Raw genomic sequence first — 21,218 nt, 5'->3', positions numbered from 1 at the left:
GCCGGATCCCCCACCGGCGGCCCCCTTTTTTTCCCCGGCCCCCTTGCAGGGGGGATGGGGGTCCCCCCACGTCAGTCGGTGGACACGACTGACCGTGGCGAGGGCGGCCATGTATGAGCAGACCACCGAAGGCATTTTGGTCAGGGTTCAGCCCGTTTTCGTGCCCGCCCAGTCGGAGCCCGACGCGGGCCGCTTCGTTTGGGCCTACCACGTGACCATCGTGAATAAAGGCGCCGAAACCGTGCGCCTGATCCGCCGCCATTGGCGCATCATTGATGCCCTGGGCCGCATCCAGGAAATCGACGGCGACGGCGTGGTGGGCGAACAGCCCGTGCTGGAGCCGGGCAGCCTGTTTGGCTATACCTCGGGGGCCCCGCTGCCCACGCCCTCGGGAGTGATGAGCGGCAGTTACCTCATGACTACCGAGGAAGGCCGGGCCTTCCACGTGGCCATTCCCCCCTTCAGCCTGGATAGTCCCCACCAGGAGAAGAACTTGAACTAAGCTTATACGACCGGTGATCCATCCGGGCACCGGGGTCGTAAAGCGCATACCTCCAAAAGACGGGAGGTCCGGGACCCAGGCCCGGTGTCGCCGGGGCCGCGTGCACCCTCACGCCGCCCCACGAGTCCTCAACGGGGCAGCCCGCACGGCGGCCCGGTGCGACAAGGAACCGAACCGTGACCAGCATCATCGACCGGGGAGAGCCGCGCGTGGTTCTCGATCCTCTTGAGGGCGGAGCTTTGAGCAAGCCGTCGTATCCCACCCACAAGCCGTCCCGCCAGGAAGCCGAAGAAGCGGTGCGTGTGCTCCTGCGCTGGGCCGGCGACGATCCCAACCGCGAGGGCCTCTTCGACACCCCGGCCCGCGTCGTGCGCGCCTACGAAGAATTCTTCGAGGGCTATGGCGCCGATCCCGAAGAAATCTTGCGCCGCACCTTCGAGGAGGTCGAGGGCTACGACGAAATGGTCCTCCTGCGCGACATCCGTTTGGAAAGCCACTGCGAGCACCACATGGTGCCGATCATCGGCAAGGTTCACATCGCCTACCTGCCCAACCGTCGGGTGGTCGGTATTTCCAAACTGGCCCGCGTCGCCGAGGCCTACGCCAAGCGCCTCCAGATCCAAGAAACCATGACGGCCCAGATCGCCAACGCCATCAACACCGTCTTGGAGCCCAAGGGCGTCGCCGTCGTCGTCGAGGCCGCCCACCAGTGCATGACCACCCGCGGCATTCGCAAGCCCGGCGTGACCATGGTCACCAGCCGCATGCTCGGCGCCTTCCGCGACAACTCCGATACCCGGCGCGAGTTCCTCCATCTGATCGGGCAAGTTCGCGACGCCAGCCTTGGGGCCTAGGAAAGGGAAGGCTGGGGAGGCCGGGCCTCCCCAGACCCCTCGGGAAGGAGAGGGGGGGCAGGGTCAAAAATGTGGCGATACTCAATTTCATTTATATTTATTCTAAGATTTCCCTCTTGATCCCCGCCGAGGGGGGCCAATCTTCCCTGAGTGTGTTGTCTTTGGGAAGGGGAGTCTAGGATGGCTGGGGGAACTTGTCCGATTGTCCACGGAGGGAATACCACCGTTGGGCGATCCAATGTCGAGTGGTGGCCGCAGGCTCTCAATCTTGACATTTTGCATCAGCACGACGCCAAGACCAACCCGATGGATCCCGGGTTCAGCTATCGCGAGGCGGTTCGCCGTCTTGATGTTGCCCAGCTCAAGAGGGACCTGCTGGCCCTGTTGACCACCAGTCAGCCCTGGTGGCCGGCGGATTGGGGGCACTATGGCGGTCTGATGATCCGCATGGCGTGGCACGCGGCGGGCTCGTATCGGATTGCCGATGGGCGGGGCGGCGCCGGCACCGGCAATCAGCGCTTCGCGCCGCTGAACGCTTGGCCCGACAACGTCAACCTGGACAAGGCTCGGCGCCTGCTGTGGCCGATCAAGAAAAAGTACGGCAATCAAATCAGTTGGGCTGATCTGATCATTTTGGCCGGAACCCTAGCCTACGAGTCGATGGGGCTCAAAACCTTTGGCTTTGCCTTTGGGCGCGAAGACATCTGGCACTCCGAGAAGGACATCAACTGGGGGGCGGAAAAGCAGTGGCTGGCGGAAAATCGCTATGAAGGTAAAAGCCGCGAGGTCATGGACAACCCCCTGGCCGCCGTGCAAATGGGCCTGATCTATGTCAACCCGGAAGGGGTCAACGGGCAGCCCGACCCGCTGCGCACCGCCCAGGATGTGCGTGTGACCTTCGCGCGTATGGCGATGGACGACGAAGAGACCGTTGCCCTGACCGCCGGCGGGCACACCGTGGGCAAGTGCCACGGCAACGGGGATCCGAAGCACCTAGGGGCCGATCCCGAGGCCGCCGACCTGGAAGACCAGGGGTTGGGCTGGCTTAACAAGACCGGTCGGGGCGTGGGGCGCAACACGGTGACCAGCGGCATTGAAGGCGCCTGGACGCCCCACCCCACCCGCTGGGACGGGGGCTACTTCCACATGCTCTTTACCTATGACTGGGTCTTGAGCAAAAGTCCGGCCGGGGCGTGGCAGTGGGAGCCCGTTAATGTTCGGGAGGAAGACCGGCCGACGGATGTCGAGGATCCCTCGATCCATTGTACCCCCATCATGACCGACGCCGACATGGCCATGATCAAGGATCCCGTATATCGGGCAATTTCCGAACGTTTCTATCAGGATCCTGACTATTTTGCCGACGTCTTCGCCCGCGCGTGGTTCAAGCTGACCCACCGGGACATGGGGCCGAAAGCTCGCTACCTGGGGCCCGATGTGCCGGCGGAAGACCTGATCTGGCAAGATCCGGTGCCGGCCGGGCCCACCGACTACGACATCCCCGCCGTCAAGGCCCGGATCGCCGCCAGTGGTCTTGGCATCGCCGAGCGGGTGGCAACAGCCTGGGACAGTGCCCGCACCTTCCGGGGCTCGGACATGCGCGGGGGGGGCAATGGCGCCCGGCTGCGCCTTGCCCCGCAAAAAGACTGGGAAGGCAACGAACCCGCCCGTTTGGCCAAGGTGCTCTCGGTCCTGGAATCCATTGCCGCCGACACCGGCGCCAGTCTGGCCGACGTCATCGTTTTGGCGGGCTGCGTGGCGGTGGAGGAAGCGGCGCGGGCGGCCGGCGTCCCCCTTGAGGTGCCCTTTGCCCCCGGGCGTGGCGATGCCACCGAGGCCCAAACCGACGCGCCTTCCTTTGCCGTGCTCGAACCCGTGCACGATGGCTACCGCAATTGGCTGAAGGGCGAGACCGCCCCGAGGCCCGAGGAACTGTTGCTGGAACGCACCCAGTTGATGGGGCTCACGGCCCGCGAGATGACCGTGTTGGTCGGGGGGCTGCGCGTTCTGGGCGCCAACCACGGTGGCCGCCGTCACGGCGTGTTCACGACCCGCGACGGGGTGCTGACCCCTGACTTTTTCGTCACCCTCACCGACATGTCCTTGACCTGGGTCCCGGTGGGCCACGGTCTTTACGAGGTCCGGGATCGGGCGAGCGGCGCCGTCCACGCCACGGCAACGCGGGTCGATCTGGTGTTCGGTGCCAATGCCGTGCTGCGTGCCTACGCCGAGGTGTATGCCCAGGACGACAACCGGGAAAAGTTTGTCCGCGACTTCGTGGCCGCCTGGGTCAAGGTCATGAACGCCGATCGCTTCGATCTGACGTAACGTCCCCCCCCCTGGCCTGGGCAAGCCCGCTTTCCCAGGTCGGGGGGTCCCAAAAGGGGGCGGTCCTTCTCACCGCCCCCGGGCGATATCCAAAAACACCTGCTCCAGCCGATCGCGCCCATAGCGCTCGCGCAACTCGGCCGGTGAGCCCTGCTCGACCAAACGGCTGTCCTTCATGATCAGGACGTCATCGCACAAGCGCTCGACTTCCTCCATGTTGTGACTGGCCAACAGCACGGTTGCCCCGGTCCGACGCCGCCACGTCTCCAAGGTGGTGCGAACCCAGTCGCCGGTGTCGGGGTCGAGGGAGGCGGTGGGCTCGTCGAGCAACAAAACCTGGGGATCGTTGAGGAGTGCCTTGGCCAGGGCGACCCGGGTTTTCTGCCCGGCCGAAAGCTCGCCGGCCGGCCGGTCCAGCAGGTCTTCCAGATCCAGATCCCGTGCGCGCGCCTTCAAGGCAGCGGCCGGGTGGCGCAGGCCGTAGAGGTGGGCGTAGACCGTCAGGTTCTCGCGCACCGTCAGACGGTGGGGCAGATCGACGTAGGGGCTGGAAAAATTCATGAAGGGCAGGGCGCGATGGCGGTCGCGGGCCATGTCAATGCCCAGCACCCGCGCCTCTCCCGACGAGGGCAGCAGCAGGCCCAGCAGCATGGACAAGGTGGTGGTTTTGCCGGCGCCGTTGCCGCCGAGCAAGCCGACCACTCGGTCGCGCGCGATGGTGAAGGTGAGGGCGTCCACGGCGGTGACGCTCCCTTTGCGCCGGTCCTGATAGACCTTGGTGAGGGCCCGGGCTTCTAGGGCGGGAGAATCGGGGTGGGACATCGGGGTCTCCAGGCTGCGGCATGGCAAAAACCATAGGGGGCCATGCCGGGGCGGGCAAGGGGGCCCGGGAAAGAGAGAAACGGAAGGCTGGGGAGGCTTGCCTCCCCAGACCCCTCATTCCCGAAGGCCCTTCGCGTCGAGGTAAGCCTCCCCAGCCTTCCCTTACCCCTACCGCCCCCGGCGAGGATCCTGAACGCTTCTTGACTTATGCGGCAAATCGGGCCATCTCGTGAGCAAAGTCCTACGTCCAGACTGTGGTGATTGGCCCGCTGGTGTCGGGCCGGCTCCCCCTGCAAAGGCCCTTGGCATGTTCATCCAAACCGAAACGACCCCCAATCCCGCCAGTCTCAAGTTTTTGCCCGGTCGGGCCGTGCTGCCGCAGGGCGGGCGCGACTTTGCCGATGCCGCCCAGGCCCGGGTGTCGCCGCTGGCCCAGCGTCTGTTCGAGATCGAGGGAGTGAGCGGGGTGTTTCTCGGCACCGATTTTGTCACGGTCACCAAGGCCGAGGCCGAGGACTGGACGGTGTTGAAGCCCCTGGTGCTGGGCTCCTTGATGGATCATTTCACCGCCAACGCCCCGGTGCTGGCCGACGATGCCGGCAGTGTCGATGACGCCGAGGAAGCGTTGTCCGAGGCCGACCGGGAGGTGGTTCGTCAAGTCCGCGAGTTGCTGGAAACCCGGGTGCGGCCGGTGGTGGCGCAAGACGGCGGCGACATCGTGTTTCATGCCTACCGCGAGGGGGTGGTGTATCTCTATATGCGCGGGTCGTGTGCGGGATGTCCGAGTTCGACGGCGACGCTTAAGCGCGGGGTTGAGACGCTGTTGCGGCACTATATTCCGGCGGTGCAGTCTGTTGAGGCGGTGCGCTAAGGGAAGGCCGGGGAGGCTCGCCTCCCCAGACCCCTCTTTTTGGGCGGTTTGAAGGCGCGGGGGGCCTTCTGGCAGGCCATCAGCCGAATGCGTGGGCCCCGGCGGGGAGTTTTTTCGTGTCGATTCTGACTGAGATCACCGAGGCGGACTTTAACGTCACGCTCGATATTGTTTATGCCACGTCCGCTAATTTCACGGGCCAGCCGGTTTATGCCCGGGCGGCGTGCTACCTTCATCCCGATGCCGCCGCCGCCTTGCGCGTGGCCGTTGATTTGGCGGCCCGCCAGGGCTTGCGGCTGCATGTGTTCGATGGCTTTCGTCCCTCCGAGGCGCAGTGGCTGCTGTGGAACCACACGCCCGATCCGACCTTTATCAGCGATCCCCGGCGCGGGTCGCCCCATAGCATGGGCGCGGCGGTCGATCTAACGCTGGCCGATGCCGCGACCGGGGCGCGGCTCGACATGGGCACCGGTTTTGACGACCTGACCCCGGCCTCGCACCATGGCGCCACCACCCTCAGCGCCGAGGCGCAGCGCAACCGCTTTTTGCTCCTGGGGATCATGACCGCGGCCGGATGGGACTTTTACCGCAATGAGTGGTGGCATTACCAGTTGTTCAAAGCGCGCGAGCGCTATCCGGTGCTGTCTGACGGTGCCGCTGGCACCAAGATGATGGCGGAGCCGGCATCGTGACCCCTGGTTTCCTGACCCTGGCCCTTGATACCGCCCTGGCTGCCTGTTCCGTTGCCCTGGTCTCGCCCGATGGCGTGTTGGCGACCCGGCACCAGCCCATGGAGCGCGGCCAAGCCGAGGCTCTGGTCCCGCTGATCGCCGCCGTGATGGCCGAGGCCGACCAGACCCCTTCGGCCCTGGGGCAGGTGGCCGTGACCATTGGCCCCGGCTCGTTCACCGGCTTGCGGGTCGGGCTGGCCACAGCGCGTGGTCTGGGGGTCGCCTTGGGCTGCCCGGTGCGCGGGGTCGGCGTGGCCGAAGCCCTGGCCGATGCGGTGATGGACCACGATCGCGCCGCGTCCGAGGCGTCGGTGCTGGTGGTGATCGATTCCAAGCGCGGCGATCTCTTCGTGCAGCGCTTTGCCGGGCGGGATGCCCAGGGTTTGCCCCGAGCGGTGGATTCGCCCCGCGCCGTCAGCCTCGACGAGGCGCAGGCCCTGGCCGAGGGGGCGTCCTTTGTCGCGGGCGATGGGGCGCTCAAGGTCGGTCGGGCGCCGGTGGTGGTCTTTCCCGATCCGGTGCGGGTGGCCCGGTTGGCGGCACGCCGTCCCCCTGAAGCGGCGCTTGCCCCCCTGCCGCTTTATCTGCGTCCCCCCGACGCCGTCCTCGCGCCCAACGGCGGGCGGCTCTGGGCATGAGCCCCCCGGAGATCCTGGCGGTCGGCGGCGAGGCGGCCCTGGTCTTGGCGGTGTTGCACGAGGCCGCCTTTGCCCCCCGACGCGAGCGCCCGTGGTCGGCCGGCGAGATCCGCGACCTGCTGCTCCTGCCCGGCGTGTCGGCCCTGTTGGCCGGCCAAGATCCCCCGCTCGGCATGGTCATGGTCCAGGTCACAGCCGGCGAGGCGGAAATCCTGACCCTGGCCGTGGACCCCGAGGCGCGGCGGTGCGGCGTGGGCGGCTTGATGCTCGACCACGCCCTCAGGCTCGCCCGCCACCAGGGCGCCTTGACCATGCTTCTTGAGGTCGCCGAGGACAATCCACCGGCTCTGGCTCTCTACAACAGCCGCGACTTCACCCCGCGCGGCCGACGGCCCCGCTACTACAGCCGCGACGACGGCTCGACCGCCGATGCCCTGATCCTCGGGCGCTGCCTGCGCGACCTGAAGGGCTGAGTTCAAGCAACGAGGGGGGCTGGGGACCAGCCTGCCCTGGATCACGCGCTCGCGCCTCCCTCTAGGACTCTGACGCCAAAACAGCGCTGCGGGCCTTGGGGAGGTAGCGATACAGGGTCGAGGGCGCGACCCCCAGGCGTCGAGCCACATCCTCAACCGAGATTTCGGGATCACGCAACAAGGCCTTGGCGACGGTCAGGTCCTTGGCGGTCAGGGCCGGGGGGCGGCCGCCGACCCGGCCGCGCGCCCGGGCCGCCTCCAGGCCGGCGCGGGTTCGTTCCCGGATCACGCCGCGTTCAAACTCCGCTAGGGCGGCGAACAGGTGGAAGACAAGGCGGCCGCCGGTGGTTTGGGTGTCGATGGCTTCGGTGAGGGAGCGAAAGCCGATCCCGCGACCGCCCAAGTCTTCCACGGTTTCGATCAACTGCTTCAAGGAACGGGCCAGTCGATCGAGCTTCCAGACCACGAGGGTGTCGCCGGTTCGGGTGTAGTCCAAGGCGGCCAAAAGCTGGGGGCGGTCCCGCTGGGCCCCGGAAGCCTTCTCGGTAAAGATCTTTTCACAGCCGGCTGCCTTTAGGGCGTCAAGTTGCAGGGCGAGGTCCTGTTCTTGCGTGGAAACGCGGGCGTATCCGACCAGCATCGCCGTCTCCTGTCGTCGGGACTTTTCCTCTTATACCATGGAACGTCCGCCGGGGCTTGACGGACTGGAGGTGTCTTTGGGGGATCAGGGGGCAAGGACAAGGACAGGCTGGGGAGGCACGGCCTCCCCAGACCCCTCGGATCCAAATTGGTCATCTCAAAGTTCTTGTCACTCCATTTGTTACCGGCCGTCTACTCCAGCCAATAATTTTAAGTCGCAACGATTGAGATTGGGGGGATTATAAAAAAATTATGACCATGATAAAATCATGGTTCCCTGACCATTATCGGCGGGGTAAATAAAAATTTTGTACGGCCACAATAGGCGCTCAACATGAATGTTCAGCGCATAAATTTCTTTACGCGTCCATGATTCCTTTTTCCAAAAATGTTGCAGATCATACGCAAACGCATTGACCCACCCAGTAAGCTGTTGCGCGGCTATCGCGGCTCCAGCAGGCGTTTCTGGAGTCGGCAAGGGAGCTTTCCCAAGGCCGTCGAGATGGCCAATTAGCCGGGCCGAGTCAATCAAGATTTCGGTCACGGCACGGTGGGAGGCACGAAAAAGTTTAATATGATCGCGATCTACTCGGTGTATCTCTTTTGATTTCAGAATATTACTTCTGAATAATTCGAGGGATTTGGCAAGGTTATTTGAAAAAAAATCTTCAAAAATATCATTTGCCCCAAAATTTGCACTATCATAAGCATAGCGATAAGCACGTAATGCCTTACGCATAGCAAGATGTAATTCTCCATCATAATCTTTTTTATTTACAGACTGCGATAGGAAACCTGGTAGTGTAGTTTCGATTTTGTTAACCACATTTGCAATAGATAGACCAGCGACAATTAAATGCAACGCAATCTCTTTAATTTGAACTTCACCACCAAAAAATGACATGGCAAATATTTTATCAAGAACGATGCGTACCATTATATTCCCATTTTTCGTCACTAAAAGAGCGGCGGCTCTCGGTACAATAAAGTCTGGATCTTCCTCGTAATGTGCGTTATTAGAAAAATAATTACTTAGTTCACTAATTGATTTGTCAAAATCTGATGTGAACGTAATGCCATCTAAATGCGTTAGGTTTAGTCGAGGAGATGTTTTTTTAACAATATCCGGGATAATTATACTGAGATAATCAATCTCTTCTTTTTTAGAAAAGCCAATAAAAGTTAGTTCGTAACCTAAGGCAGGCCCAAAAACTGTTGGGGGCGTTGTTTTGTTTTGTGATGGACTGAGATCCCAGATGTCTCTTAATGCATCGTTTACAATTGAGGCGATATTTCCTTCCCAGCGCTTCCCAATTTGTTCACTTAAATTCGCATAATTAGATGATGTTGCGATAAAAATCTCATCGCTACACTCTGATGCATCATAATTAAATCTAGAAATATCTGGAGTTGCCCTGCCTGGGCGAGTCCCAACAAGTAATTTTTGGGATGTCAAAGGCATAACAACGGTAGAAGCTGTCGATGCCATGATATAAGGAAGGAACAGGCCTTGTTCTTCATCGAAGCCAAGCGCGATGCAGTCCGGCATAATTGCGCCATTCTCTGGCGCAGGATGTATATTCCACTTAAATTCTTTCAGATTGTGCTTTCGGGGCGGCGCAAGACCCCCTGTGTGGAGGGCTTCGGTGTTCGTCCGGGTCGTTCCCGACGACGCCCAGGCCCTGCTGGGCCGCGAGGTCGCCGATTTGCCGGTGCCGGCCTGGACCCCGGACGGCCCCCGGCTGGGATGCGAGGCGAGCCAGCGGGCCGTCGCTTGGCAAATGCTGACCTGCCCGGCGGATGCCCCGGGCCGCTCGCTCTATCTGTCGGCCAAAGGCCTGGAGCTGCTGGCCAGCCTCGCCCTGCCCTCCCGCGACCCGGCGCCCCTGGGGTTGGCCGGGACCCAACGGCTGTACGAGGCCCGCGACATCTTGCTGGCCACTTTGGAGGCGCCACCCAGCGTGCCTGAGTTGGCCCGCGCCGTGGGTCTCAGTGCCCGCAGCCTGTCGCGGGGGTTTTCCCGGCTGTTTGGCCAACCGGTCTATGCCTTTGTCAAGGCGCGGCGCCTGGAACGGGCCCGACGCCTGATCGAGACCGATGCCCTGACCATCGCCGAGGCTGCTTATGCCATCGGCTATCACCCGAGCCACCTGTCCACCGCCTTTCGCCGCCATTTTGGCGTGGCGCCCTCGGCCCTGCGCCCGCCCCGCTAACCCACCGCTCCGCCCCTCAAGAACCGGGGGTGGTCATACGGCGAGAAGCCTATCTTTTGGGGGAGGCCTCGGGGGCTTTGATTTCCCCCTTTTTTGCGGTAAAATAGCTTCTAAAGGGTATGTGGTGCGGGGAGCGAGGCGGGCCTGCCTCCTTTCGGTGCCTCTGCGTTTGGAGAGGTGGGGAGGCTCCCATGGATCAGGCAATCGTCGATTTTGCGTCCATCAAAACCCTTGTCGTGGACGACGAGCCCTTCAGCTTGTCCATCGTAGTGCGGATCTTGAGGGACCTTAGGTTTTCCGCCATCCTGGACGCCCCCAACGGCCAGAAGGCGCTGGATCTTTACGAAGAAGGCAAGGCCCCGGACGTCTCGATCATTGATTTCAACATGCCGGGCCTAAACGGCTTGCAGGTGCTTAAGGCCGTGCGCACCGGTCGCACGCGTCTGCCCCGCGACCACCGCATCTTGATGCTCACCGGCAACGCCGACTTTGGGTTGGTCCAGGCGGCCATTGCCCTGGATGTCGATTCCTTCATCGCCAAGCCGGCCTCCAAGATGATTCTGTCGGCCCGGCTGGAAAAAGTGTTGGCCGAACCCCCGGAGCTGAAGCCGGTGGAAGAGTATGAGGCGGTGGACATTGAGGCCGTCAATCGCCGCTTCCTGGGCCACGACCCGCTGGGCACCCCCCGCACCGCCGCCCCCGTCGAGGACAAGGCCGACTACCAGATCCGCCGCGTGGCGCTGGAGGCGTTGCAGCCCGGGGTTCTCGTGGCGCGCAACATCCTCAGTCCCTCGGGCGATCTCCTGATCCGGCGCGGCACGGCCCTGACCGAGCGCTTTATTCGTCGTCTCAAGGAGTTGCAAGACGTCCTCAACCTTCAGAGCCTGGAAATCCTCGTTCCGGCCAAAAAGGAACCGCGGTGACCAACGATGCCTCCTCATTGTTGTTCGACGCCGCCCCGCTGCCCATGGTCTTGTGCCAGTTCCCGGGGGGAGAGATCCGCCGGGCCAATCGGCGGGCCGTTGAACTGTTCATGATCGAGTTGAAGCCCGAGGATACCCTGGGCGCCATCATTGGTCCGCGGGTCTTTCAGGAGTTCCTGGCCTCATTGCAAAAGCACGGCGGCTTCCTCGACGACTACGAGGCCCTGCCCATGACCGCCTACGGCGAGGCCTTCCCGTGCAGCCTGTCGGGCCAGATCGTCGCTCTCGACGACACCCGCTCCATCCTGGTCGGCATGACCGACATCACCGAGCGCAAGCTGGCCGAAGAGAGCCTGCGCCGGTTCTTCGAGGCCGGGCCGCTGGCCATGCTCCTGGTCCGGCTTAAGGACGCCGTTGTCACCAGGATCAACCGCAGAGCCTCTGAACTGCTGTCGCTGGGGGGGCAGGCGTCCACCGATGCCCCGGAAAGCCTGACCTTGCATCGTTTCCTTGGCCCCCGGGCCGCCGAGGACTTCCTCGCCCAATTGTGCGAGGGCGGCTTTGTCGATGCCTTCGAGGCCGAGTTGGCCACCGACTACGGCGAAAGCTTCTTTGCCCTGATTTCCGGCCAGATGGTCATTGTCCGGGACGAGCGATCGGTCCTGGTGGGCGTCACCGACATCACCGAGCGCAAACGGGCCGAGGAAGCCCTCCAGCGTGCCAAGGAAACCGCCGAGCAGGCGACCCAGGCCAAGTCCTCCTTCCTGGCGACCATGAGTCATGAGATCCGCACGCCCATGAATGGGGTGCTCGGCATGCTGGATCTTCTGGGCCGCACCCCCCTGTCCGACGAGCAGGGGGAAATGGTCGAGATTGTCAGCCAATCGGCCTCGGCCTTGTTGACCATCATTGATGATATCCTCGACTTTTCCAAAATCGAGGCCGGGAAACTGACCCTGGAATGGCTGCCCATCAGCCTGCGCGCGTGGGTCGAGGTGGTGGTTCATGTCGTCGTGCCCCGGGCCCAGCAAAAGGACCTTGAAATTGCTTGGTGGGTTCAAGATCTCCTGCCCTCGGGCTTTTTCGGCGACCCGGTGCGGCTGCGCCAGATTTTGCTCAATCTTCTGGGCAATGCCATCAAGTTCACCGATCGCGGCCGCGTTCTTCTGCGGGTCGAGGGGATCGAGGAACCGGATCAAACCGGTCGCCTGCGCTTTTCCGTGACCGATACCGGCATCGGCCTCAGCGAGGCCCAGCAACAAAGCCTGTTCCAGCCGTTCTCCCAGGCCGATGGCTCCACCACCCGGCGCTTCGGCGGTACCGGCCTTGGGCTGTCGATTTGCCGCCGTCTGGTCGAGATGATGCACGGCACCCTTGGGGTCAGCAGCACTCCCGGACAGGGCAGCACCTTTTTGGGTCGAGGTGCCGCTGGTGGCCGCGCCCGATCCCTCCCCGGCCCCGCCGGCCAAACCCCTGGAGGGGGTGCGCCTTCTGGTGGTGGATGACTTGCCCGAAACCCGGGCCACCCTTGCCGCGCAAGGGCGTCGCCTGGGGGCCGGGGTTGAAACCGGCGCCCCCGAGGCCCTCGCTCGTTTGCTCGACAAGGCCAAGCCCTTCCAGGTCGCCCTAGTCGATCTGGAGGATACCCCCGCGGTGGCCTTGCGCTCCCTGATCGAGCGGTTGGGGCCCGAGCGCATCGTGCCCCTGACCCGCGGCCCCCTCGATCAGGCCCGATCCCGCTGCGACGCGCTCGCCCTGTCGCCCCCGCTCTTGAAACCGCCGCGGGCGACCGCCTTGCTGAAAGCCCTTCTCACCGCCACCGGTCGCGCCACGCTCCACGAGGAAAGCGACGCCCCGGTCTCGGCGCCCGTCTCCCTGACCCCCGACCAAGCCCTGGCCCAGGGCCGGCTCATCTTGGTGGCCGAGGACAACGCCATCAATCGACGGGTCATCTCTCGCCAACTGGGCGAACTGGGGCACCCGTTTGACATGGCCAGTGACGGTGAGGTGGCCTGGGACATGCTCAGGCAAAAAGCCTACGGCCTGCTCCTCACCGACTGTCTCATGCCCCGGCTCGACGGCTACGACCTGACCCGACGCATCCGTCAGCAAGAAAGCAAGGGAGGCCCTCGCCTTCCCGTCATTGCTCTGACGGCCAATGCCGTGGAATCGGAAATGCAACGCTGCCGGGATGCGGGCATGGACGATTTTCTGACCAAGCCGGTCGCCCTTGAAACCCTGGGCGCCATTCTCGACGAGTGGCTGCCCTCGACGGTCTCCTCCCCCGTCTCCGTGTCGGCGGTCGTTTCCCAGGAACGCCCGGTGGAGCGGGTCCTGGATTTGCGAAAATTTGCCGACATCATCGGGACCGATGACCCAGAAACCGTTCGGGAGTTCATGGGCTTTTTTGTCGAGACCTTCGATCAGGCCCTGCCCCCCCTGCATGCCGCGCTTGCCGCCCACGACCGGCCGGCCCTGCGCCAAGCCGCCCACGCCGCCAAAGGCGCCGCCCGCAATGCCTGCGCCCTGGTGCTGGCGGCGCGCCTCGACCTCTTGGAAGAGCAGTCCATCACCGAGGCTTCCTTCGAGGATCTTGCCCCCCTCCTGGCCGCCGTCGAAACGGCCTACGCCGACGTGCGCGCCTTGATCCAGGCCCCAGAAGCCCCGCCTTCCCAGGAGGTGTCCTGACCAAATAAAATGGGTCTGGGGAGGCCCGCCTCCCCAGCCTTCTCTCTTTAGCGCGAGGCCACAGGCTTCTGGCGCTGGGCCCGGCTGGCCAGCCCCACCCCGGCGATCGCCACCAACACTCCCAGACCCTGCGACCAGTCGGGCATCCGCCCCACCGCCGCCGCCACGACCAGCGCCGAGACCGGCACAAGGTTGAACAACACCGAGGTCGCCGCCGCGCCGCGTTGCGCAATCCCAACCTGCCAGAAAACAAAGGCCAGGACCGAGCCGATCAGCGCCATGTGCCCGCTCGCCAGCCAGAACACCGGCGACGCGTCACTCAGCAGCCGCAGCGGGGTCTCCATCGTAAAGGCGATGGCGGCCAGTGCGGCGGCGCCAAACACCATGGTCCACACCGTGGTTTCAAGGGCCGTCGCTTGCGTGACCCAGCGCCGGCAGCCCACCGAATAGAGCGCCCACGCGACGCTGCCGCCGGCGATCAGCCAATCCCCCGGCGCAAGGCGCGCCCCCGAAAACGCCCCGACCGTCAGGGCCACACCCATCAGGCTCACGCCAAGGCCCACCAGCGTCAGGGCCGTCGGGCGGCGGCGGTGAAACAAGGACTCCAAAACGGTGGTCGTCAACGGGCTGGTGCCCATGATGAGGGCGGCGGTGACCGGGCTGGAGGTCGCCATCCCCAAGAACAGCGCCGCGTTGAACCCGGTGACGCCAATCAGCCCCAGCAGGGCGAAGGCCACCGCGTTGCGTCGCAAGACGCTGAAATCAAGGCCTCGCGTCGCGGCCAGCCACAGCACGGCCGCCGCCGCCGCCAGGACAAAGCGCAGGGCGGCCGCCGTCCACGGCGCCATCTCCGTGAGGACGATACGGGTGGCCTCGAAGTTGGTGCCCCAGAACACGGCGGCCAGGGCGCTCAGAAGAAACGCCCGGGTGTCCAAGGGCAAGGACAGGGGCAGGGCTCGGGAGGCAAGGGAGGAGTCGGTCATGGGATCAGCCTCAAGAGGAGGGGAATGGCCCCGATGATCCCCTTTCGAGGTTGCCCCGGATATGGAAGAATAGGGAAACCCGTTTTCGGATTATGGAAAGCCATGCCCCCCAACTGGGACGACCTGCGCGTGTTTCTGGCGCTTGCCCGCGAAGGCAGCCTGACCGGCGCGGCGCGGCGGTTGGGGGCTGGCGTTGCCACCGTGTCGCGGCGCATTGAGCGGTTCGAGGCGGCGCTCGGCGTGCCCCTGTTCTTGCGTCATCAAAGCGGCTACAGCCTGACCGACCAGGGCCTCGCTCTCTTGCCGCGTGCCGAAGCCGCCGAGGAGGCGCTGGCCGGGCTGCGCCAGGAGGCGGGTGAGCAGGACCAGATCCGGGGCCATGTGCGGATCGCCAGCATCGAGAGCCTGATCACCCCCCTCCTGATCCCGGCCCTCGCCCCCCTGCTGGCGGCGCATCCCGGCCTGGATGTCGAGATCCTGTTCAGCACGCAGGCCGTCAACCTGCACCGCCACGATGCCGATCTGGCACTGCGCATGCTGCGGCCCGATCATGGGCATCTGCGGGTGCGCCAACTGGTGGTGATGGGGTTTGGCCTCTATGGCCCGCCGGACGGCGCGCGGCCGCGGCGGCAGGTTTCCTGGCCCGAGCACCTCAGCCTCGGCACCGTTCTCGCCTGGTCCCGGGCCTTCGCCGGGCCGGACACGCCGCGCTTTGCCGTCAACACGCTGGAGGCTCAGATCAAGGCGGTCGGCCAGGGTCTGGGCGTGGCCGTGCTGCCGCACTTTCTGGCCCGGCCGGCCGGCTTGACCCTGATCGCCGCACGGTTGCCGGACGGCGGCGCCATGGAGCGTCCCGTTTTCATGGTCTCCCACGCCGACCTCGCCGGCTCCCGCCGCGTTGCCGCCGTGGCCGAGGTCATCACTGACGCGATCACCGCCCGGCGTGGTGAGTTTGGCGCGGGGGGGTGAGGGCAAGGGGGGAGACGATAAGGAAAGGCTGGGGAGGTGCGCCGTCTTTTGGGAGGCGACGGGGAACAGCTTCCCCCGCGATCCTTCTGATCTTCTGAGCCGAAGCAAAAACCCGGCAGAAGCCGGGTTTGAAGATGTCATTTTTAACTAAAATTGGCGGAGGGAGTGGGATTCGAACCCACGATACGCTTTTGGCGTATACACACTTTCCAGGCGTGCGCCTTCGACCGCTCGGCCATCCCTCCGCCGGAGGCCCCATCGGATTGCTCCAGGGACCGCGTCACTCCCCTTGGGAGGGGTGCTCGGCAGGTGGCGGAAACTAATCGGATTTCTGGGAGGGGGCAAGGCCTTTTTTATCCAGGGGTGATTTTTTTCGGCGCTGTCGGCAAAACGCCGGGGGACCGTGAGGAGGATCCGGTTTTGCTTGGGATCATCGGACTGCCGCCCCGCGCCACCCCATCAGGCAACAGTCCAGGAGGGAGGGGAGAGGGCCCCCGCCTCGCTCAAGGCGGCCTCCAAGTCCTCGAGGGGCAGGCGCCAGGGCTTGTCATGCGGCGCCAGCGGATCCCAGGCGCCCAGGGTCTCCCCCACCACGCAGCCATAGCGCAGCCCCAGAAGATTTGCCATGCGCCGGAAGACCCAGTTCAGGTAGCTGTCCATGTGCAGTTCGCACACGGTCGTGCCGGGGCCGCAAAACACCAAGTTGGTCAGCCCCGCGCCGTGGGGCGCCACGATGACGCGGGCCTCGGCCATCAAGCGGGCTTGCTCGTGCACCGACACGCCTTCCAGGGGGATGATGTCGAAGCCCGCCGCCGCCAAGCGGGCGATGATCTCTGGTTCGTTGACCAAGGGGCGCTTGGCCGAGGGGCCCCGGGCGAGATAGAGCTTGCGCTCTCCCGGGCCTCGGGGCCGCAGGCCGGGATAAAGATCAAGGTTCTCGTGGCGCAAATTCCAACCAAAGTCGTTCAGGTTGGGGACGAAAACCAAGTCGTCCACAACAACGGTGCGGCCTCGATCGATTTCGTGAAAGCGTAGCGGGCGGGCGCCGGCCGCCAGCGCCAGGGTTTCTTGCTGGAAGGGAAGGGTGATCGGCGGCAGCAAAAACAGGTCGTCGCGGTGGTCGGGCAGGAGCTGCGGCAGTTTGGCCAGGACATCCACCTGCCAGTGGTAGTAATTCGTTTCACCGCCTCCCAGCAAATGCACCGCCCGACCGGCGACTCGGTTGATGCCGGCGCTTTGCAGTTCGATGAGTTTTCCGGTTTCAGGATCAACGACCAAAAGGTGTTCTTCAAACACCACGTTGTGCAGCGTTTCGTTGACCATATGCAGGCAGTCGCCCGGCCCCTCCGGGTTGGGGAGGCCGACCAGCATGACCCCGCAACACGACTGGACCACCGCATCACGCACCCGGGCCACACGGATCGCCGGAGCCGTGTAGGCGTCCTCGCGCCACGCACCGGGGTAGGGACGTTCAATCACCCGGTTTTGATCAAAACAACGCACGCCGAAGGCCAGGGGGGCCAGCAAGATCTTGACCGCTGGCGCCACCTCGCGAACCGTCGCGCGATCCAGGGCTTCCAGGTCGGCGAGGTCGATGCGCAACGGGAGGGTCATGGCGGGGCCCCCTGGCCTTCAAACGGCGGCTCTTCCTCGGCGGCCTTCTTGCGCCGGGTTTTCTTGGCGGGCGCCGACGCGGCTTCGGGGCTGGCGGTGCTTTCGTCTTCCGCCGCCGGCGCCTTGGCCTTGCGGGTCGTGGGGGTCTTGCGCGGCGCGGCTTTCTTCTTCTCGGTTTTCTTTTCTGCGGGCGCGCCGGCATCCTTGGCCAGGCGGGCTTTCAGCACCTCAAGCGCCCGCTCCAGGGTCAGGCCGGCCGGGTCCTCGCCCTTGGGCAAAGTGGCGCGGGTGGCGCCGTGCTGGACGTAGGGGCCGAACCGGCCATCGTGGATCGTCACCGGCTTGGCGTCTTCCGGGTGATCGCCCAGGCTCTTGGCCGGCTGGCGCGCCCGGCCGCCGCGAGCGCTTTCGGCCAGCAAGACCACGGCCCGGTTGAGGCCGATCGACAAGATATCCTCGTCCTTGGGCACCGACTTGTAAATGTCGCCGTGCTTGAGGTAGGGGCCGAAGCGCCCGATGCCCGCCGTGATCATGGCGTGGGTTTCCGGGTGCTCGCCGATGTCGCGCGGCAAGGCGAGCAGTTTGAGGGCAATGTCGAGGTCGATGCCGGCCGGTTCCATGGTGTTGGGAATGGAGACGCGCGGCGGCTTGACAGCCTTCTTGCCCTTTTCCGCCTTGGCCGCTTCGCCTTTTTGCACATAGGGGCCGTAGGGGCCTTTGCGCAGGGTGACTTCCTCGCCATCGGGGGCGAGGCCCAGGACCTTGACGCCGTCTTCCAGGCCCGTGGCTTGTCCCTCGCCGTCGCCCTTGGCCACCAKGGGCCGGGTGAACTTGCACTCGGGATAGCCGGAGCATCCGACGAAGGCGCCGAACTTGCCGATTCTCAGGCCCAGTTTGCCGCTGTTGCACACCGGACAGACACGGGGGTCGCGACCATCGGCGGTTGGCGGAAACAGGTGCGGGCCCAACTCGGCGTCGAGGGCATCGAGCACTTCCGAGACCCGAAGGGTGGCGGTGTCGTCGATGGCGGCCTTGAAGTCACGCCAGAAGGCTTCCAGCACCGTCTTCCAGCCCAGGGCGCCATCGGAGATCTCGTCGAGCTGGTTTTCCAGATCGGCGGTGAAGGAATACTGGACGTAGCGTGAGAAGAAGTTTTCAAGAAAGGTCGTGACCAGCCGGCCCCGATCTTCAGGCACAAAGCGGCGGTTATCGAGCCGGACGTACTCGCGGTCTTGCAACACCGACAGGATCGACGCATAGGTCGAGGGCCGGCCGATGCCCAGCTCTTCCATGCGCTTCACCAAGCTGGCTTCGGTATAGCGCGGCGGCGGCTGGGTGAAGTGCTGGTCGGCCCGCGCCGATTCCCGCGTCAGGGCCTCGCCTTCGGCCAGCGGGGGCAGGAGGCGGTTTTCGTCGTCGTCGCTGCTGTCGCCGGTGTCGGGCCGGTCGTCGTGGTCCTCACGGTAAACCTTCAAGAAGCCGTCGAAGCGCACCACCGAGCCGGTGGCCCGCAAGACCACGGTGCGGGCCGGGTCGGTGATGTCCACCACCACCTGATCAAGAATGGCGCTGGCCATCTGGCTGGCGACGGTGCGCTTCCAGATCAACTCATAGAGTTTGCGCTGCTCTTGGGTCAGGAAGGGGGCGACCTCGGCCGGGCTGCGGCTGACGTCGGTGGGGCGGATGGCCTCGTGGGCTTCCTGGGCGTTCTTGGCCTTGGTCTTGTAGACCCGGGGCTGGTCGGGCAGGTAGTCGCGGCCGAACTCGTCTTGGATCAAGGCGCGGGTCGCCGTCACCGCCTCGGGGGCGATCGACACGCCATCGGTTCGCATATAGGTGATAAGGCCGACGGTCTCGCCGCCCAGGTCCACGCCCTCGTAGAGCTTTTGCGCCACGGTCATGGTCTGGCGGGCGCTGAAATAGAGCTTGCGCGAGGCTTCTTGCTGCAAGGTCGAGGTGGTGAACGGCGCCGCCGGGTGACGCTTGGCCTGCTTGCGCTCCACCGTGGCCACGCTCAACCGCGCCGCTTCGACCGCCGCCAGGGCCGCGTCGGCGGCCGTCTTGTCGGGCAGGTCGAACTTGTCGAGCTTGTGGCCGTTGAGGTGGGTCAGGCGGGCTTTGAACGGTTGGCCGGCCTCGGTCGCCAGGAGGGCCTCGACGCTCCAGTACTCGCGGGTGACGAAGCGTTCGATCTCCTGTTCGCGCTCGCACACCAGCCGCAGCGCCACCGACTGCACCCGTCCCGCCGAGCGCGAGCCGGGCAGTTTGCGCCACAGCACCGGCGACAGGGTAAAGCCCACCAGATAGTCAAGCGCCCGGCGCGCCAGATAGGCCTCGACCAGGGGGTGGTCGAGGTCGCGGGCGTTGTTCAGGGCCTCTTCGACCGCCGAGCGGGTGATGGCGTTGAAGGTGATGCGCTGCACCGACTTGCCCACCAGGGCCTTGCGGCTTTCCAGCACCTCGCGCACATGCCACGAAATGGCCTCGCCCTCGCGATCCGGGTCGGTGGCCAGCAGCAAGGCGTCGGCGTGTTCCAGGGCCTGGATGATCTCTCGGAGGTGGCGCTCGGAGCGTTCGTCCACCTCCCAGTCCATGGCGAAGCCCTCGTCGGGCCGCACCGAGCCGTCCTTGGGCGGCAGGTCACGGACATGGCCATACGAGGCCAGAACCTTGTAGTTCTTGCCAAGATACTTGTTGATCGTCTTGGCCTTGGCGGGAGATTCGACGACGACGACGTGCATGAGCCGGAAGGACTCCTACGGGACCCGGGAAGGACGGGAAAGTCAGGGGGCAGCCGCCAGGGCGACCCGATTCCCCGGATGACGGTCCAAACGCCCGGCGAGCTCCAGTTCCAAAAGAACAACGGCCACCACGGCGGGTGACAATTGGCATCGTCGGATGAGTTCGTCAACAGGGACGGGACTCCAGTCCAGGGCCGCCAGCACCCGCGGCCGGGCGGCCTCGATGTCGGCCTCGGACGTCGCGGCCGGCGGCGGCGGGACAAAAACCTGGCTTTGCGGTTCGCCCATCGGCCTCGTCAGCAGCGGCTCCAGGACCTGGAGAACGTCGGCGGCGTTTTCAATCAGGGCCGCTCCGGTCTTGATCAGGCCGTTGGTGCCCTGGGCCCGGGCATCGAGCGGCGAGCCCGGGACGGCCATCACCTCGCGGCCCTGTTCGGCCGCCAGACGCGCCGTGATCAGCGAGCCCGAGCGCGGCGATGCCTCCACCACCACCACGCCCAGCGCCAACCCGCTGATGATCCGGTTGCGCCGGGGAAAGTGCCGGGCCTGCGGCTGCTCCCCGGGCGGCATTTCCGAAACCACCAAGCCCGCCTCGACGATCCGCTGATAAAGTGCCGCGTTTTCCGCCGGGTAGATCACATCGACCCCCCCGGCCATCACCGCCACGGTGCCGCCGCTCAGGGCGCCTTGATGCGCCGCCGTGTCCAGGCCCCGGGCCAGCCCGGAGACCACCACCAAGCCCGCCTGTCCCAACTCGGCCGCCAACCGCTCGGCAAACCGGCACCCGTTGGCGGAGGCGTTGCGGGCGCCCACCAGGGCCACCATGGGCCGCGTCAGGAGGCCGGGCGAGCCCAGCGTGCACAGGATCGGCGGGGCGTCTTCCAGGGCGGCCAGGGGGAGGGGATACGGGGGCTCGCCCAGGAACAGCATCTGGGCTCCCAGGGCCGTGAGGGCATCGAGTTCCCGCCGCGCCGCCGCCGCCGGAAAAACCTTGATCGGCTTGGCCCGCCCGCCGCGCCGCGCCAGGTCGGGCAGGGCGTCGAGCGCGGCGGTGGCGCTGCCGTAGCGGCCCAGTAGTTTGCGCCACGTCACCGGTCCCACGTTTTCGGAGCGGATCAGGCGCAGGCGATCCAGTTTTTCGGCGGCGGTCAGCACCGTGGTTCCCCCGGGAGTGGTTGGGTCTTTGGGGGAGGGTACTCTAAAAAGGTGTTTCGGGAAGAGGGGGCAAC

General features: G+C 65.0%; 19 protein-coding genes and 1 tRNA gene. 12 read left to right on the top strand and 8 right to left on the bottom strand.

What is annotated here, in order from left to right:
- Window positions 1-109 precede the first annotated feature (109 nt).
- From apaG to katG, 3 genes are all read left to right on the top strand, one after another.
- A complete protein-coding gene (gene apaG, locus RSPPHO_RS06245; protein ID WP_041794652.1) occupies window positions 110-502 on the top strand; it encodes a Co2+/Mg2+ efflux protein ApaG in 393 nt (130 codons plus the stop codon).
- 209 nt (window positions 503-711) lie between these two features.
- Entirely contained in the window at window positions 712-1,356 is a 645-nt protein-coding gene (gene folE, locus RSPPHO_RS06240; protein WP_051013999.1) for a GTP cyclohydrolase I FolE, read from the top strand.
- A 180-nt stretch (window positions 1,357-1,536) separates the two neighbouring features.
- Window positions 1,537-3,684 (top strand): catalase/peroxidase HPI, encoded by a 2,148-nt coding sequence (katG, locus tag RSPPHO_RS06235; RefSeq protein WP_041794651.1) that lies wholly within the window; start codon window positions 1,537-1,539, stop codon window positions 3,682-3,684.
- A 69-nt stretch (window positions 3,685-3,753) separates the two neighbouring features.
- Here katG and RSPPHO_RS06230 read toward each other — a convergent pair whose 3' ends face one another.
- Window positions 3,754-4,506: an ABC transporter ATP-binding protein gene (locus tag RSPPHO_RS06230; RefSeq protein WP_041794650.1), complete on the bottom strand. Its 753-nt coding sequence runs from the start codon at window positions 4,504-4,506 to the stop codon at window positions 3,754-3,756.
- Between the two features lie 307 nt (window positions 4,507-4,813).
- Between RSPPHO_RS06230 and RSPPHO_RS06225 the strand changes: the two genes are divergently transcribed.
- The 4 genes from RSPPHO_RS06225 (at window position 4,814) to RSPPHO_RS06210 (ending at window position 7,219) form a co-directional block, all read left to right on the top strand.
- Window positions 4,814-5,377, top strand: a complete 564-nt coding sequence (locus tag RSPPHO_RS06225) for a NifU family protein (RefSeq protein WP_041794645.1) — start codon at window positions 4,814-4,816, stop codon at window positions 5,375-5,377.
- A 122-nt stretch (window positions 5,378-5,499) separates the two neighbouring features.
- Window positions 5,500-6,069: a D-alanyl-D-alanine dipeptidase gene (gene ddpX, locus RSPPHO_RS06220; RefSeq protein ID WP_041796734.1), complete on the top strand. Its 570-nt coding sequence runs from the start codon at window positions 5,500-5,502 to the stop codon at window positions 6,067-6,069.
- Window positions 6,066-6,746, top strand: a complete 681-nt coding sequence (gene tsaB / locus RSPPHO_RS06215; protein ID WP_014414414.1) for a tRNA (adenosine(37)-N6)-threonylcarbamoyltransferase complex dimerization subunit type 1 TsaB — start codon at window positions 6,066-6,068, stop codon at window positions 6,744-6,746. Before ddpX ends, tsaB begins: the two co-directional genes overlap by 4 nt.
- Complete coding sequence (locus tag RSPPHO_RS06210; RefSeq protein WP_014414413.1) at window positions 6,743-7,219, top strand: GNAT family N-acetyltransferase; 477 nt, start codon at window positions 6,743-6,745, stop codon at window positions 7,217-7,219. The genes tsaB and RSPPHO_RS06210 overlap by 4 nt, the downstream gene beginning before the upstream one ends.
- 61 nt (window positions 7,220-7,280) lie before the next feature.
- Here RSPPHO_RS06210 and RSPPHO_RS06205 read toward each other — a convergent pair whose 3' ends face one another.
- Both RSPPHO_RS06205 and RSPPHO_RS19740 read right to left on the bottom strand, forming a co-directional pair.
- Window positions 7,281-7,859: a recombinase family protein gene (locus RSPPHO_RS06205; protein WP_014414412.1), complete on the bottom strand. Its 579-nt coding sequence runs from the start codon at window positions 7,857-7,859 to the stop codon at window positions 7,281-7,283.
- A gap of 249 nt (window positions 7,860-8,108) precedes the next feature.
- A complete protein-coding gene (locus tag RSPPHO_RS19740) occupies window positions 8,109-9,407 on the bottom strand; it encodes a hypothetical protein (protein ID WP_157879109.1) in 1,299 nt (432 codons plus the stop codon).
- A 97-nt stretch (window positions 9,408-9,504) separates the two neighbouring features.
- On the opposite strand from RSPPHO_RS19740, the gene RSPPHO_RS06200 reads away from it, so the two are divergent.
- From RSPPHO_RS06200 to RSPPHO_RS17645, 4 genes are all read left to right on the top strand, one after another.
- Window positions 9,505-10,071: a helix-turn-helix transcriptional regulator gene (locus RSPPHO_RS06200; RefSeq protein ID WP_014414411.1), complete on the top strand. Its 567-nt coding sequence runs from the start codon at window positions 9,505-9,507 to the stop codon at window positions 10,069-10,071.
- 191 nt (window positions 10,072-10,262) lie between these two features.
- Window positions 10,263-10,994, top strand: a complete 732-nt coding sequence (locus RSPPHO_RS06195; protein WP_041794640.1) for a response regulator transcription factor — start codon at window positions 10,263-10,265, stop codon at window positions 10,992-10,994.
- A complete protein-coding gene (locus tag RSPPHO_RS17650; protein WP_014414409.1) occupies window positions 10,991-12,499 on the top strand; it encodes a PAS domain-containing hybrid sensor histidine kinase/response regulator in 1,509 nt (502 codons plus the stop codon). Before RSPPHO_RS06195 ends, RSPPHO_RS17650 begins: the two co-directional genes overlap by 4 nt.
- On the top strand, window positions 12,426-13,682 hold the full coding sequence (locus RSPPHO_RS17645; protein WP_157879108.1) for a response regulator: 1,257 nt from the start codon (window positions 12,426-12,428) through the stop codon (window positions 13,680-13,682). Before RSPPHO_RS17650 ends, RSPPHO_RS17645 begins: the two co-directional genes overlap by 74 nt.
- Before the next feature lie 47 nt (window positions 13,683-13,729).
- Here the strand turns inward: RSPPHO_RS17645 and RSPPHO_RS06185 are convergent, their stop codons facing one another.
- Entirely contained in the window at window positions 13,730-14,665 is a 936-nt protein-coding gene (locus RSPPHO_RS06185; RefSeq protein WP_014414407.1) for a DMT family transporter, read from the bottom strand.
- Window positions 14,666-14,767: 102 nt separating this feature from the next.
- Here RSPPHO_RS06185 and RSPPHO_RS06180 point away from each other — a divergent pair, with 102 nt between their 5' ends.
- Window positions 14,768-15,634 carry a LysR family transcriptional regulator gene (locus tag RSPPHO_RS06180; RefSeq protein WP_041794638.1) on the top strand — a complete coding sequence of 289 codons (867 nt, stop codon included), beginning with the start codon at window positions 14,768-14,770 and terminating at the stop codon, window positions 15,632-15,634.
- 154 nt (window positions 15,635-15,788) lie between these two features.
- Here RSPPHO_RS06180 and RSPPHO_RS06175 read toward each other — a convergent pair.
- The 4 genes from RSPPHO_RS06175 to dprA all read right to left on the bottom strand — a co-directional run bounded on the left by RSPPHO_RS06175 (window position 15,789) and on the right by dprA (window position 21,144).
- Window positions 15,789-15,879, bottom strand: a tRNA-Ser gene (locus RSPPHO_RS06175).
- 214 nt (window positions 15,880-16,093) lie between these two features.
- Window positions 16,094-17,248, bottom strand: coding sequence for a glycosyltransferase family 61 protein (locus tag RSPPHO_RS17640; protein ID WP_014414405.1), 1,155 nt, complete (start codon window positions 17,246-17,248; stop codon window positions 16,094-16,096).
- On the bottom strand, window positions 17,245-19,989 hold the full coding sequence (topA, locus tag RSPPHO_RS06165; RefSeq protein WP_014414404.1) for a type I DNA topoisomerase: 2,745 nt from the start codon (window positions 19,987-19,989) through the stop codon (window positions 17,245-17,247). The genes RSPPHO_RS17640 and topA overlap by 4 nt, the downstream gene beginning before the upstream one ends.
- Window positions 19,990-20,031: 42 nt before the next feature.
- Entirely contained in the window at window positions 20,032-21,144 is a 1,113-nt protein-coding gene (gene dprA / locus RSPPHO_RS06160; RefSeq protein ID WP_014414403.1) for a DNA-processing protein DprA, read from the bottom strand.
- Window positions 21,145-21,218 lie beyond the last annotated feature (74 nt).

Source organism: Pararhodospirillum photometricum DSM 122 (assembly GCF_000284415.1).
Classification (GTDB): Bacteria; Pseudomonadota; Alphaproteobacteria; order Rhodospirillales; family Rhodospirillaceae; genus Pararhodospirillum; species Pararhodospirillum photometricum.
Note: the sequence above shows the minus strand (reverse complement) of the source record. Positions and strands in the feature narration are given on the sequence as shown.